Annotated in this window: 9 protein-coding genes; 4 read left to right on the top strand and 5 right to left on the bottom strand. The window is 34.9% G+C overall.

Going from position 1 to position 15,741, the window contains the following annotated elements; all coding sequences use genetic code 11:
• Positions 1–36: 36 nt before the first annotated feature.
• The 3 genes from VKJ25_RS18510 to VKJ25_RS18500 all read right to left on the bottom strand — a co-directional run bounded on the left by VKJ25_RS18510 (position 37) and on the right by VKJ25_RS18500 (position 5,156).
• Positions 37–1,419, bottom strand: a complete 1,383-nt coding sequence (locus VKJ25_RS18510; protein ID WP_324238120.1) for an ABC transporter ATP-binding protein — start codon at positions 1,417–1,419, stop codon at positions 37–39.
• Positions 1,420–2,495: 1,076 nt separating this feature from the next.
• Positions 2,496–3,347, bottom strand: a complete 852-nt coding sequence (locus VKJ25_RS18505; RefSeq protein ID WP_324238115.1) for an ABC transporter permease — start codon at positions 3,345–3,347, stop codon at positions 2,496–2,498.
• Between the two features lie 1,272 nt (positions 3,348–4,619).
• On the bottom strand, positions 4,620–5,156 hold the full coding sequence (locus tag VKJ25_RS18500) for a hypothetical protein (protein ID WP_324238114.1): 537 nt from the start codon (positions 5,154–5,156) through the stop codon (positions 4,620–4,622).
• A gap of 69 nt (positions 5,157–5,225) precedes the next feature.
• Here VKJ25_RS18500 and ruvB point away from each other — a divergent pair, with 69 nt between their 5' ends.
• The gene (ruvB, locus tag VKJ25_RS18495; protein ID WP_324238113.1) at positions 5,226–6,380 is read left to right on the top strand and encodes a Holliday junction branch migration DNA helicase RuvB; all 1,155 of its coding nucleotides are present in this window, start codon (positions 5,226–5,228) and stop codon (positions 6,378–6,380) included.
• Between the two features lie 1,130 nt (positions 6,381–7,510).
• Here the strand turns inward: ruvB and VKJ25_RS18490 are convergent.
• Entirely contained in the window at positions 7,511–7,798 is a 288-nt protein-coding gene (locus VKJ25_RS18490; RefSeq protein ID WP_324238112.1) for a hypothetical protein, read from the bottom strand.
• Positions 7,799–7,930: 132 nt separating this feature from the next.
• The gene (iscB, locus tag VKJ25_RS18485; RefSeq protein WP_324238111.1) at positions 7,931–9,235 is read right to left on the bottom strand and encodes an RNA-guided endonuclease IscB; all 1,305 of its coding nucleotides are present in this window, start codon (positions 9,233–9,235) and stop codon (positions 7,931–7,933) included.
• 1,443 nt (positions 9,236–10,678) lie between these two features.
• Here iscB and VKJ25_RS18480 point away from each other — a divergent pair.
• From VKJ25_RS18480 to VKJ25_RS18470, 3 genes are all read left to right on the top strand, one after another.
• Positions 10,679–12,577: an efflux RND transporter periplasmic adaptor subunit gene (locus VKJ25_RS18480; RefSeq protein ID WP_324238110.1), complete on the top strand. Its 1,899-nt coding sequence runs from the start codon at positions 10,679–10,681 to the stop codon at positions 12,575–12,577.
• Between the two features lie 400 nt (positions 12,578–12,977).
• Positions 12,978–13,853, top strand: coding sequence for a hypothetical protein (locus tag VKJ25_RS18475; protein ID WP_324238109.1), 876 nt, complete (start codon positions 12,978–12,980; stop codon positions 13,851–13,853).
• Positions 13,854–14,520: 667 nt separating this feature from the next.
• Positions 14,521–15,333, top strand: a complete 813-nt coding sequence (locus VKJ25_RS18470; RefSeq protein ID WP_324238108.1) for a RusA family crossover junction endodeoxyribonuclease — start codon at positions 14,521–14,523, stop codon at positions 15,331–15,333.
• Positions 15,334–15,741 lie beyond the last annotated feature (408 nt).

Below are 15,741 nucleotides of genomic sequence, written 5' to 3'. Positions count from 1 at the left end.
AGGTAATTAATAATTGATAATTAGATACACTTTTCATTATCCATTATTAATTATTAATCTAGGTTCTATCAAAAAGTCAACCACACCCGTACCGGATGAATCACTACAATGTTGCACTCTAAACATAGCTATGTCAATACAACGAGATAAATATGTTAGATGATCGTCTGCCATTCCCACAACTCCAGCATTTAAAAAATATACACCAGGATTTAGTAAACATTTAAACTTAAATTTAACTATAGCTATTTGTTGAGCTGCAACATATTCTACAGATTTAGTAGAACTATGTAAAGACGCTCCTCCTAACTCAAAACCACTAAGAGTTTTGATCAACATTCCAAACCTAACTTTAGATGTAGAATTAATAAATTTTACTCTATATGTGTAGTAATATTCCCGACGATTAATTAAATGATTTACTCTTTTACCATCCAAAGTAATAATATGGGGGTCAATAATTTCTGCTCCTTTATCAGGATAACGTATAGTATTTGAAGGTATCATTTCTGGGTCATAAATTTCTTCATATTCTGTTGCTTCTGCAATCCTATCTTTACTTTGATTTTCACTATTTTCTTGAGATTTAGATGTAGATTCATTTGTCTCCTCATCATCAAAAAAATCGTGAATAGTTAAATCAGGAATTTGGCGAATTTCTTCTCTAATGGAGGGAACTTTATCAGGAAAAGCATAGATTAGTTTCTGATATTTAGAAACCACATATTTAGGAGTATGATAAAGTAACATTTCCCCATTATCCATCAAAATTGCTGAATCACAAAGTTGCACAACTGTGGAAGCAGCATGAGAGACAAATAATATTGTTCCTCCTCTTTCTTGAATGTCTTGAATACGAGCAAAACATTTTCTTTGAAATGCTTCGTCTCCTACAGAAAGTGCTTCATCAACAACTAAAATATCTGGTTCTACACTGGTAGCTACAGCAAATCCTAATCTAACAAACATTCCACTAGAATATGTTTTTACAGGTTGGTCAATAAAATCACCAATATCAGCAAAACTAGCAATTTGGTCAAATTTTGCTTCAATTTCTGGTATTTTTAATCCTAGTAACTGAGCATTAAAAAAAACATTTTGCCTGCCTGTAAATTCCGGATTAAATCCACTACCAAGTTCTAATAGAGCAGAAATTCTGCCTTGAACTTTTACTTTTCCTATTGTTGGTGTTAAAGTACCAACAATTATTTGTAAAAGGGTACTTTTTCCTGAACCATTCCGCCCTACAATTCCTAAAGTATGTCCTCTTTCTATTTCTATGTTTATATTTTGCACTGCCCAAAATTCATCAGCACGACTTTTTCCAGGCAGTAAAATTTCTTTTAAACGATCTACAGGATGTGGATATCGCTTAAAACATTTAGAAACATTTTGTAGTGAAATTACAGTTTCAGGCATCATGGATTTTATATATAAGCTATCAGCCATCAGCTATTAGTTATTAACTTAATTATCACATCGAAGGAGGAATTAATCTCCAAGAAGTGAAATTATGTTTGCGGAACATAACCCAGGAAATAAAAGGGAAATTTAGTAGTATATATTATATATTCAATTTGTCAAAAATTAATCTTTTTTCATAAGTATTAGGTCATCAGCTATTTCAGAATGGAGCAGGAAAAAGCAATTTAAAAATCTAGGAAAAATACAAATATACCAAAGTTTTAAGGTTTAAAGCTTCTCTTTTTAGGGAGAAAAAAAGAAAATAAGTCACTCCGAACTAATACTCAATTTTTTTAAGAGTAATTATTAATTAGGGTTTGCTTATGGAAAATCTTTTTGCTATGGTAGGGAGTAGGGAGTAAGGAGTAGTTAAGAGTTAGGATTTAGAGGAGTTCTAGAATAACTGTTAATTCATAATTGAGCCTTACTTTTATTGTTCAAACCTTTATCTATAAATGCTTTGATATTTAATCAGCAAGCCTTAATTACTGAATCCAAAATTAGTATCTTTTAGTCAAGCTAAATATTCATTTAATACTTGGAAAATCCTGCATATTAATTACTTATATTTTTCAGCATATTAGAGTTTTTTATTATAATTTATCAATGATTTTTAAGTTCTAAGATTTCGATACCAATTAGAATTTAGGAGTTAGGTAGGGGGAGTAATTACATTGGAGATGTACATAATTTTAAATTTTTTTTGAATATTTCTTCCTTCTTTCTTCTTACGAAAAAATTAAAGTATAAAGTCTCTCCATTCATGGATAAATAAGAAAAAAATCCTTTTAGCTAATCATTTTCTTTATAAGAAGAGGTCATTTCAGTTATCAGTTATCAGCGAAGCTCCGACTAAAGTCGAAGGCTGGAAATACTGATTTATCGGGAACCGTGTTAAATATTTTTTCATCTCCTTCAAAGAGGAGGCTTTATACCTCATTTTTTGGTAATTATTAATTATTGACTTCTTCCTTCTTCCTCCTTCCTTCTTCCTCCTTCCTCCTTCCTTCTTCCTTCTTCCTTCTTACTTCTTATAAAACATCAGCAAAAGCAGGACGTAATTTTTGATAAACCCACCAGCCAAAATAAAAAATTAGTAGAGATATCAAAGCCGAAATTCCTAACTCTCCCCAATGCTTAATTTCTCCTACTAAAACCAAGTCACGATATACTTCAGCGATCGCTGTTAAAGGATTAAACCAAAACACCCAAATTCGCCAATTTTCTGGAATTACTGATGCCGGATATACTATTGGCGTAACATAAAACCAAAGATTAATAATTACTCCTAAAGTCTGTGGAATATCTCGCAAAAATACCGTTAATCCAGCAGTAAAATATCCTAAACCTGTTGTTAATAAAAGTTGAGGTATAACCACTAAAGGTAACAGGAATAATGTTTGATTTATTGCCCCAGATGATATATAAAACATTACTATTAAAGCTATTAATCCAAATGTACTTTCTATAAATGTTGAAAGAATCGGAACTAAGGGTAATAAACTAAGGGGAAAAACTAATTTTTTAACTAAATTAGGCTGTGTAATTACAGAACCAGAAGCTTGAGTCAATCCACTCGTAAAAGCTAACCAAGGTATTAATCCAGCAAATAACCATAATCCAAATGTTAGTTTACTATCTGCTGGTAATCCTTTGAGGTCAAGCTTAACTTTCAGAATAATCGAGAAGACATAAGTATAAATTAAAAGTTGAGATAGTTGATTAAGTAGTGGCCATAAGTTGCCTAAAACTGAGCCTTTATATCTAGCTTCTAAATCTCTTCTTACTAATGTGAATAATAGGTTTAAGTTAACTAACCAATGAATATTTACCTTGGTCAACCAATTGCTAACCCTGCTAGTTTTGCGGACAATTCCTTTCATCTGAATAATGGATAATTAATAATTAATAATTAATAATGGATAATTGATAATTAGGGTTTGCGTATGGAAATATAAAACCATTCAAAGATAAAGCTTTTAGGAACTTTAAGTCGGGAACAATACCATATTTTAGGTCAAAAAAATTAAAAAAGTTAGCAGTAAATTCCTCACTAGGAAACAAAAATTAAGAGACAATTCTGACAACTAATTTCTCTATAACTCTCATTCCTCCTAAATTCCCCTCTTGGGAGGGACTAGGGGTGGGTTTATTCCCTACTCCCTATTCCCTACTCCCTACCTTAACCACCAGACTTTCGATACACCAGCCCTAATTAAGAATGGATAATTGATAATTAATCTATAGAGATTTCAAGCCTATCCTTTTCAGGAAAAATAAAGTGCTAGGATATTTCCGTACTTAATTCAATCCTCTCTGTTTTAAGTATAGGTAATTAATAATTTGATAATTAGGGTGTGCTGAAAAAGTATTTCTAAGGAGCATTTCAATAATTAGGGTTGGATGAATAAAGTCTTTTGGTGAAGGTAGAGAATAGGCAATAGTTACAGGTATTAATTTTTCTAGATTTTTCCAATTTTTATGAGGAAAGATTCAGAATTTTAAAGATTAATTTAGTAATTTTTTTGCACTTTATTGTGACCAGAAAAAGCCTTTAATTTTTATGTGTAAAAGCTTTGGTATTTAATCAGTAAACCCTAATTGTGGTTTGCTGATTTATCGGGAGCCGTAAAAGTCTTTTTTTTTCAGGATAGAAGTCAGAATCAAGAATCCATAATTCAGGATAATTATAGAGGAGGTAGTCAGAAGAATTCTCCATTAATTTTCCCCATACTCTATGACTAAAATACGCTTCTTTTTCACCATGAATAGCTAAAAACCAGGTACTTTTTCCAGACATGAAAAGGTTTAAACTTTTATTTTTATCTATCAATCTTTTCATATTTATTCAGCCAGCCCTAATTAATAATCAATAACTAATAATCACCTACTTTTATAAATAATAGGATTAGCTAAAAGAAATTTTTTTCTCCATTAATAGAGAGAATTTATAGCCTAATTTTTCGGTAAGTAATTTGTTGCCAATTATTTATTCCCGAAAATGCTAAGATATTGAGTTTTTTTAAAATTGAAACAAGTTCAGTTTTTTCAATATAAAAAGACTTTAGCCTTTATCTGTAAATGCTTTTATCTTTAATTAGTAAACCCTAATTAAAGATAGTTTTCATTATTAATTATTAATTATCCATTATCAATTATCCATTCAGTAAAGGTTCTATCGCTTGTTCAATAGCCTTTAACTGCTCAGTATCATAACCCCAACGTTTAAGAAAATCTTTGTAATTTCCCTGGCCAGTAGTTGTACTTTGATATAATTCCTGAATATTACCGCGTAAACTCGGTATATTTACACTTTTTATTAGTTTCGTAGTTCTCACTCGCACTCTTTTTGAGCCATTAGCTGTCTCCTCATCTTGGTTTCGCTGATGGTGGACTACCATTGCCGAAGACATGGCCAGATTTTTGACTAACAGTTCTACAACTATTTCTGGAGCTGATTCTAAAGCTTTAAATATCGATGGTGATGGATTATCCGCTACAGGTCTAGAGTCTGTAAGATAACTAACAAAAAATCCTCTCGCACCATTTTTACTCTTGACTAAATCTCCAATTAATGTTAATTCTTGAGACTCTGATAACTGGCCTGTTTCCATCTCAGACATAATTTCTTGAGTTAAGGCGATCGCCTCTTCAAACGTTATATTTTCTGGTACTGATAATAAGGATTTCATAAATCTGGGACAATTATTAAATAGACTATCTAATATGATAATAAGGATGTTATCTGTAATTTTCCAGTTATGGCCATATTTTCTTCTAAAAAACAATCTCCTCAACCAGAAAGGCCAGATGAAAACATTTTCTTAGCCTCCGAAAAAAGAACTTCATATAAAACCAAAAAATCAAAATCTCAAACTGAAACAGCCGAAGTAGAAGCTTTATTAGCAGCAGAGGCAACTACTGAAGAAAAAAGCGGTAATCAAAATGAAGAAAAAATCCGACCTCAAAGGTTAGCTGAATATATTGGACAGAAAGACCTTAAAGAAGTATTGAATATTGCGATTTCGGCGGCTAAATCTAGAAAAGAATCTTTAGACCATTTACTATTGTATGGTCCTCCGGGGTTAGGCAAAACTACAATGTCTCTAATATTGGCAACCGAAATGGAAGTTAATTGTAAAATTACTACTGCACCTGCCATTGAAAAACCTAGAGATATAGTTGGCTTGCTAGTAGGTTTACAAAAAGGAGATATTTTATTTATAGATGAAATTCATCGCCTTTCCAAAATGACCGAAGAAATTCTATATCCAGCCATGGAAGATTTTCGATTAGATATTACAATCGGTCAAGGTAAAGCATCTAAAACTAAAAGTATTCCTCTCAAACCTTTTACCTTGGTAGGAGCAACTACTAGAGTTGGTTCCTTAACTTCTCCTCTGCGCGATCGCTTCGGAATTATTCAGAGGTTACGGTTTTATGAGGTTGATGAACTGAGTTTAATTATTATGCGAGCAGCAAAACTTTTAAATATGGATATTACAGAGGATGGTGCTGAAGAGGTTGCCCGTCGTTCCCGGGGTACGCCTCGAATCGCTAATCGTTTACTGCGCAGGGTGAGAGATTATTCCGAGGTCAAAAAGTTAAGTCCGATAAATGCTGAGGTTGCAGGGGAAGCTTTAGAGTTGTTTAATGTCGATCCTCTAGGTTTAGATTGGACTGACCGTAATTTATTGAGGACTATGATAGAGAATTATAATGGCGGGCCTGCTGGTTTGGAGACTATGGCAGCAGCGACGGGGGAAGATGCTCAAACTATTGAGGAAGTTTATGAGCCATATTTGATGCAGATTGGGTTTATGCAACGTACTCCTCGTGGTAGGGTTGTGACTTCCGCAGGTTGGAAGCATTTGGGCTTTAGTCCGCCGGATGAACAGTTAAGTTTGAAGTTGTAGGAAAAGAGGGAGTAGGGAGTAGAGGGAAATAATTAATGATTACCCCTAATTGATTAATTTTTTATTATTGGATATGTCTAATATATATAGGGGTTGCTGATTAAATATGAAAGCGTTTATAGATAAACGTTTGAATAATTTTAGATGCTAAAAAAGTACCAGCTTTTGGGTTGATGGAGGGAAAAAGTGAGGACTTTAGGGTAATTATGACAGAAAAACTAAGGGGAGATTATAAATAACCACTTCTTCTACAACTCCCTTAAATCTTAACTCTGTAAGGACGTTGCATGCAACTACATACTCCCTACTCCCTCCTTTAACCATCAGACTTTCCATACGCAAACCCTAGATATATTTATCATCCAGCCTGAGTATCAATTTTTACTAGAAAAGCTAATTCTTGAAGGGATTATAGTGAATCTATAAAATAACTGTCAAAATAAGTTTTGATGTACTAAAATTAGGGATGAATTTAGATATTTAGGGCTTGCTGAATAAATCTAAAAAATTTGACATATATAAGTACCTTTTTAGGTAAGGAAAAAGTGCAACTTTTTGGGTAGCTTTGGTACAGTTCCTGAAAAATCAAAAAGGAGCATATTTTGGGGAAGAGTTGGGTCACAAAATTACTCCCCATCACCCCATCACCCTATCTCCCCATCCCCTTAAAAATACTTTTTCAGCAAACCCTATTTAGTGGTCTATTCTATCTGATCCTTAGAACTACTATGAGGTAGCGATCATGCTTGGTGATTTTTTACTAGACAATTCAGAATCAACAGAGCAAGTTGAAATTAAAACATCAATTATCAAATTTTAGCAGTAGGTAAAACTTTTGGCTTTGAATATTAATATCTCAATATTTTAGATGCAAAAAGTCGGCTCCTTTGACATTTCCAGACTAAACAATATAGTTATGCTCTGGGATTTTTGCTTCTTTAAAATTATTTCTTAACTAGAATTATTAACTTCGTAAGGTAAAACATAAAATGAAGTATAAAATTGATAATTATTTTGGCGATCGCTACCTCTTTATTATAAGCCGTCAAAATTAGACAGCAAAAAATAGAACAGAAAATAGACACTGCTCAAAAATCTTCTTTCTCAGACTAATTATTTGTATAAATTATTTAATTTCTTCTTTTATTACCCTTCTTACCCTTCGGTTTCAGTTTTCCCTTTTTGACTTTTGATTTCTTCTTTTTAAATGTCTGTCTTTGCTGAACCACTTCTGGAGGCAGACCATAATCTCCATCGGAAAAATATACTCGCTCTACTCTATGTTGCGGTTCAACTTCCATCCACAAGCGCGCTCCCCCAGCTTGACTTGTATTGGGTTGATGGGGTTGATAGACTATTACGCAGGGTCCGTGAATTTTCAAAGCGTGACAATAATCCTTTTTATTTCCGACTTTCACGGCAATTGCAGGATGAGAAGTTCCGTTGTTTCTGTTATAATCAATAGTCTTGCGTAGAACGTGAACAAAAGTATTCGCTTTACGCTTATTTTTGTTCCAAGTTCCTTCAGGGCCACGACTACCTGTTAAGTTTTAGACGGCATTTTCCTTGACATCTATGGACAACTGTGGACTAAATGTATAGGCATAACCGTCTTTCTTGTGTACAATTTTTAATTTCCTTACATGAACACTTTTGGCTTTGTGCCCAGGCACTGTGAAATTAAAACTATTTGATTTTGAGCGAGGATTAACTCTACCTACAACTCCAGTTTCCATATTCAAAGCTAAGTCTCCACTATTCCAACCTTTTATCGGTTTTAGTGGGTTGTACCTTATGGGGTATCCATATTTATTTACCGCTGCTTTCTGTCTACCTCCTTGCCCCTTGCAAATAGCAACTAAAGCTTGGGTAGTATGAAAGTTTAACTCCCGAACTTCACCTACACAAGCAGCATCTATACAGTGCGCTTTTGGCAGTTTATGTTTTCTTCGGTTAAATTTTGTTTGTCCCCCGCTACCTGTAGTTACTTCCAGACCTGTAGTTTTTAACGCATTGAACAATTTCCACCGAGTAGAATTAACCGCTGCTGCATCTTTTAAAGGCAATTTGGCTTGGGTTTGTATTCGCTTTAATAATTCTGGTTTTCCAGATAAGAAGTCCTTAACATCTTGGTTACTCTTTAGTTGATTGCATTTAGTACAGGCCACTGTTAAGTTAGATGCTCGGTCTGAACCTCCTTTTGACTTAGGGCGAATATGTTCTATCTCTAGTGGCGTATCAGTTTGACCACAATAAGCACATTGACGACCCCATTTTTCTAATAAATATTCTCTCAGCTCATACCCTGCTAATTCCCCTTGCTGATACTCAGTGCCAGAAATTTCTGGATTTTGAATCAATTGAGTATCAAAGCGAACCAGCTCCATTGAGATTGATTGAACAGGACAAAACTTCATTAATCGTTTCACCCAAGTCATAGTAGTTTCAACTCTGTGCATGAGAGAAGGTGCTAACCAACCAGTATGTTTCTTTTTATTAGGTAATCCTGGTTTACGATATCTCAGATTTTTTGTCCTTCTCGCTCTCCTTCTTTGAGAACGCTTTTGCAGTTTTTCGGAAATTAATGAACCTCGATGTTGAATTTCTAACATCCATATCACCTTATTTCCTTCTAATAAAGCCATACCTGTGAATTTTGAGCCTGGGTCAATTTTCAGAACTAAAGTTATTTTGGTAACTCTTTTTACAGCTTTTTTGAGAATTAAAGTAAACGGAAAGCGTCGCCATACAGCAGCTCTAGCAGAATTTAACAATCTACGAGCTACACTTGGCTTACAGGGTGGCAATGGTTTTTTGTTTGTATCTATGACGAAAACGTAATTAGTGTTAGACATTTTGGCGTCTAGTCCTTTTCAGTAAAGTGTTCCTCGATTATGTTGGCCAGGCTTGTCCATACTCTAAACACTATCGGTACAAAACCTACTTCCGATTGGCGCTACTAAACGCTTTCCTTAATTTAGAGCGACCTGGATATAAGCTGGAGTTCACTTATAGTGGTCGTGACCTGCCAACGTAGTCAGTTTTGACTTAATCTGCAACCAATGAAGAGACAATTCCTAAAAATGTCTAGGATTGGCTAGGTTTTTCAAAGGTGCTTCCGTTGTACTTACTAATAATTCCGTCATAACTATAACGTTATAGTTTTTGTTAATTATCAAAATTTTAACATAGTTACTACCATAACATGACAAAGGATTAAATAAATTTGGACAAATATTAAGAAATATTGAAAACTAACTGATTATTTGTTACGATATATTTCATCCGCTCGAATACTTCTTTTTATGGGTTATTCAATTTTACGGAAGTCAAAAGTAATTAGGGTTTGCGTATGGAAAGTATGAGTGGTAGAGGTAGGGGTTAGGAGTCAGGACAAACAGGTAATTTAGAAAAAGTAGGAGTAATAATTGCCTCTCAATTTTTCTGTCCTTAGTTAGTCTAAAATGCTAATTTTTTGCAGGTTTTAAACTCTTTATCTAGCACTTTTTGCGAATCTAAGAAGTATCAATCTTTTACCTGTAATATCATTTTCAGATAATCAGTTATAAAAAAAAATTTCTCCCATAGTTACCTTTTCTTTCCTTCTGCTTTCTGTCTTGTGCCTTACTTCCTGCAAAGTTTAAGTATTCAAACGAACATGATCGGGACTTACGCAGCAACCCTAGATATAGTACTTAAAACTATTACGAAATAGTTTTTTAAATCTACATATAGATATAGTAAGTACCTTTGCGTAAGTCCTGATGATATAAATGTTTTTATAATTAATCATTCAGCCCTAATTAAAAATAGAATAAAAAATAACGTAAGCATTTCCTGCCGAATGCTGCGCGACATGAATGGGCAGCGAAGCAAGCGAAACAGCTATCAGCTATCAGCTATAGCAATCTGAAATAGGTTGTAAGATTTTATAAATGCGGGGTTTGGTTTCTAAATCCCTTAACACTTGGGTACGGTTCCCGAGAAATTGGAGACCAAACCCCTACAGTTTTTTTCTCACATCTCATTGCTGATTGCTATAATAGCTGAATGCTTACAAAATCATTTAATTCAGAGGAGAATTATAATTGATAAATTCTCGATCTAAGAAAGTATAAAAAATGAGTAGTAACTCGAAATAATAACGTTTCTCAAGTAACTGAGGTACAGTTTTTTTCCTATTCCCACATAACGATAATTCCTATTTCCTATTGCCTAAAAATTAGGAATTTTGTACCTCATTCTTTTTGAGAATTACTATAACTTTAGTCAAAAAAATTAAAAATAAAAGTCAAAAAATGCTAAATAATAATTCATCAAACTCAGTAATTGAAGAAAAACCTAAACCGATAGAAAATCTACAAGAAAATACTAAAACAGAATTCCATGAAGAGCAAATAAATACTATTCCTCAATCGTCTCAGTCTGAAAAAAAGAATTTTTCTGTTGTACTTTGGGTAACAGTAATTATTGCCACTCTCGGACTGGGATTTCTAGGAGGACAATGGTGGGAATCTAGACAATCTAATATTAACCAAACAACAAACCAACCAGCAAAAACAGCTCCAAGTAGACGACGAACTCCCTTAGTTAAAGTAATACCAATAAAAATTACCTCCCTCCAAGAAACTTCAGAATTTGTAGGAACTATGGAAGCCAAACGCTCAGTTAGTATTAAACCAGAAATAGATGGAAGGGTAGTCCAAATTTTAGTAAAAGAAGGAACTTTTGTTTTTGAAGGGCAGGCGATCGCTAAACTCAAAAGTGATAATGTGGAAGCTAACTTAAGGAGAGCAAAAGCTAACTTTCAGCAAAGAGAAGCACGTTTAGGACAACTAAAAACAGGAGCCAGACCAGAACAAATTGCTGCAGCTAAAGCACGTCTCCAACAATCTCAAGCTACTTTGGCACAACTAAAAACAGGAGCCAGACCAGAACAAATTGCCGCAGCTAGAGCACGTCTCCAACAATCTCAAGCTAACTTGGCTGAACTCCGGGCTGGTACTCGTGAGGAAGAGATTGCCGAAGCTAAAGCAGAATTACAAGAGGCAAAAGTACGACTAGAAAATGCCAGAACGGGTAGTCTTTTAGAAGAAATTGCTCAAGCTGAGGCACAAATAGAAGTACAAAAAGCAGAATTAGAATTAGCTAGTGAAGAAGTCACGCGAAACCAAAATTTAAGAGCAGAAGGAGCGATCGCTGAGTTAACTTTTCAGGAAATTTTTCAGGAAGAGAGAGCAGCTAAAGCCAGATTAGAAGAAGCAAAAAAACGAGTGACTCAGTTACAGAGAAATCGAGAATCTACAATTCAAACATTAGAAGCAGCATTAGAACAACAACGCCAGATATTGAGAAGACTAGAAAATGGTACTCGCCCGGAAGAAATTGCTCAGGCAGAGGCAGAAGTAGCAGAGGTTCGTAGTAATTTAGAGGAACTGCAAAATGGTACTCGTCCGGAAGAGATTGCCAGAGCAGAGGCAGAGGTAGCAGAGACTCGTAGTAATTTAGAGGAGTTGCAAAATGGTACTCGCTCGGAAGAAATTGCTCAGGCAGAGGCGGAAGTAAGAGCAGCTTTAGCGGAGGTAGAAAATTGGGAGGCTGAGTTAGACAATATGGTGGTTGTTGCTCCTTTTGCAGGTGTGATTGGAGATATGGTTGTAAAGATAGGAGATTTTGTTAATGATGGTGACACTATAACTACTGTGACCGAAAATCAGGTATTAGATGTAAATTTACCAATTCCTTTGGAGAGACGAGAGGATTTACGACTGGGTTTACCTGTGGAGATTAGGAGTTCTGAAGATAAGATTTTGGGAGTTGGGAAGGTTAGTTTTATTTCTCCTACTGTTAGTGATTCTCAAACTGTTTTGGTTAAAGTAGATGTGGATAATAGGGCTGGAAATTTAAAAGATGGTCAGTTTGTGCAAGTTAATGCGATTTGGGAACAGCGTCAAGCAGTAGTAGTACCAATGACGGCAGTAGTTTTTGAAGGGGAGACACGATTTGTGTATTTATTGGAGGGAGAAGGTGAACAGCAAAAGGCAAAACGTCAAATAATTGAGTTGGGTTTGGTTCAGGGTGATATGACTGAGGTGGTGTCGGGTTTGGTGTCTGGGGATAAGTTGATTGTTTCAGGTTTACAGAAGTTGAATGATGGAGCGGCTGTGAAGGTTTTGAATTCAGGGAAAGGAGAGTAGTAAATTCATAATGGATAATTAGGGCTGGCTGATTAAATATCAAAGGATTGACAGGTAAATGTTTTAGCATTCTTATCTCTGGAAAAATTACCAGCTTTTAAGTCTCTCAGGTACGGTACGGTTCCCGATAAATCGGTGAAAAATCAAAAATTTAGCATTTTTTGCTGACTATGGGAGAAAAATCAAGAGACATCTCTAGAAAAGAGGGAACAGGGAACACTAGATATGTGAGAACAGGGAAGAATAATTGATAATTTCGTATGGGATAATTGATTTTAAGTTTGATTTTTGGAGAGGTCTAAGGGATAAAATATTTCACTACCTTACATATTCAAAAGCAAAATCAAGGTAGAATAAGTAAGTAAAAATCACTCAAAGTTATTTTAGGAGCTATCATTATATGCTGCGTAAATTAACCGTTTTGTTTATGTGCTTAATATTGTCTTGGACAACAGTTGCCTGTGGCAGTTCCAGTACAACCTCATCTCAAAACTCAAATCTCAATATCTCATCTACATCTAATCCCAACCGTAACCAAGTAACTGAAGGAGAATATCCTGTACAACAAGCAACCTATAACGATGCTAATGGTGAATATTCCCTCATGTTACTGAATACTCCTTCAGGTAAACCTCCAATTTATACCACTACAGACTTGCAAATGGCAAGTTTAACAGAAGAGGAAATTCAGGAAGGCAAAAGTAACTATGCCAAAATTAATAGTAATCAAGCTAGTTTACACATTAAATCTGACTTTAAAATTGAATATGTACACAACGTAACCGAAACCCAAACTAACCCAGAAACTGGTAGACAAGAAACTATTGTTGTGCGTCGGGAGTCTAACTTCTGGGCACCTTTTGCTGGAGCAGTAGCAGGTCAAGTAGTTGGTGGAGCAATTAGTAGTATGTTGTTCACCCCTCAATATTATGTACCACCAGTTTATCAAGCAGGTGGAGTAATGAATGGGTATGGTGGATATGGAACTAGCTACAACCAAGCTATTAACCGATATCAAGAACGTTATCAAGCTCCACCAGCAGCAGTAAAAAACCGTCAAACTTTGCGTTCCACAGGTGTAACTAATTCTACTGGCAGCAGCAGAACTCGTAAACAACAACAAAATACAAATCGTTCTACTGGAAGCGGTGTTGGTGCTAGTGACTTGCGTCGCTCAGATACAGCAAAACCTCCTCAACAACGTCGTAGTTTTGGTAGCGGTGGGTTATCACCTTCACGTCGGAGTGGTGGTTTTGGCAGTAGAAAAGGCCGTTAACAGTTATCAGTTATCTGTTATCTGTTATCTGTTAGCCTCCTATGGCCGGAACTGCCCAATTCAGCTATTGTTTTTGGTTTGAGATTTAAACCCTTCCTTTAAGACTATACTTTATAAACATCTCTCTTGATATAAAAATTTATAATGGATAGCTTTAAAGACAGAATTTTATTGCTGAATTGCGAAGTTACGACCCAGGAGGCTAGCTGACAACTGAAAGTTAATAGCTGTTTGCGCAGCATTAACGTGGGTTTTGCGCTCCGCATAACGCTGTCGCTTGTGCTGCGAGTCGCGCCATGACAGAAATAGGTTGTTTTGTCTAAGTCCTAATTATAAAAATAAATTATATCATCATGTCTTTATATGGTGAGAATTTTGTCATTCAGGCGATCGCTCTCTATTAAGAGAGCGATCGCCTAAATTAATAGACATTATATATAGTGTCTTGCGTAAGTCCTGAACTAACCTCTACTCCCTACTCCCTATTTGTAGGAATAAATGGCTAGATATATTGGTTTTCTGTAAGTCCTGTAATTATTAATATTTGTACTTGATATACTTGGAATCTGCTGTAACTAAATAACTGATAACTAACCCCTACTCCCTACTCCTTTAGCTAATAACTAATCACTAACCTCTACTCCCTACTCCCTACTCCCTATTTAAGATGGTATTAATTAACTGGAAAAACTTAATAAATGATATTAATTTCAAACATCAAAAATGCCAAAATGACCCAAAAAATTCTATGGCTTATGCTTATTCTTTGGGTCAATTATTATTAGAAATTAAAACTTTATTTTCACCTACTGAATGGCAAACTTGGTTCCAAAAGAATTGTCATTTCTCAACCAACTGTGCAGAGACTTATTTACAAATAGCTAAAAGTTGGCCTAGCTTCCGGAAACAATTAGATACTTATAGAAAAGTTGATTTATCTGCTACAGAGGATAAATATCAAATGCAATTTGCTACTTTGGAGCCAAAAGATAATTTGCCAGAAAAACTAGAGACCCAAATTAACAAAAATATTCTGTCCTTGGATAATTCTAAGAATTATACAACTTCTCCCCTTAAATCTAAAGAATCTGAAAATTCTCCAACAATTCATTTCTATCTTCCAGGGAAAGTAGTTCCTAAAGCACGTCCGCGAGTTACTGCTAATGGTACTTATTTACCACCTCAATATCGTGCCTGGAGAAATCAAGCAGAAGTAGAAATTTACCGTCAAATTTCTGAACTGAATTTAGAGATAAATTTACCAATAAAAAGAGCAGCTATTTATATTAGTTTTTGTGGAAAACATCGCACTAATTCTGATTTAGATAATTTAGCAGGAGCCTGTCTTGATGCTTTAACATTAAATGGGGCGGGGGTGCTTCAGGACGATCGCCTGAGTTGTATTCCCAAGCTTACTATTGAATATATTCCTAATACTAAAAAAACAGGAGTCTGGATTGAAATTGAAATACTTTCGTAACCAAGCCCGCCAAACTCACCAAGCCAAGGATTTTAATCTTTAGCTAATAGCTGAAGTCATCTAAAGATGACTAAATTATTGCTCTGCTGATTAAATATAAAAGCATTAACAGACAAAGTTTAAAGGCTTTTTCTGGTAATAATAAAGTATCAACAAACTATTAAGTTAACCTGAAAAACTCTAGATTTTTGATCACAAAACTTGGAAAAATTTAGAACAATTAAGGTCTGTCACTATTGCCTATTGCCCCTATACCTATTGCCTACCTTCACCAACAAACTTTTGAGCGCCAACCCTAAATTATCTATACATATATATTTCGGGCAAATGATGTACAAGGTAAATGGTGAAAGTTTTGTAGTACAAGCCAGAAAGCCAGGGAGTATAGTGCGATTTTTCGGGAACCGT

It is taken from the genome of Okeania sp. (genome assembly GCF_035285525.1).
In the GTDB taxonomy this organism is placed as follows: Bacteria; Cyanobacteriota; Cyanobacteriia; order Cyanobacteriales; family Microcoleaceae; genus Trichodesmium.
This window is presented reverse-complemented; position numbering and strand designations above follow the sequence as displayed.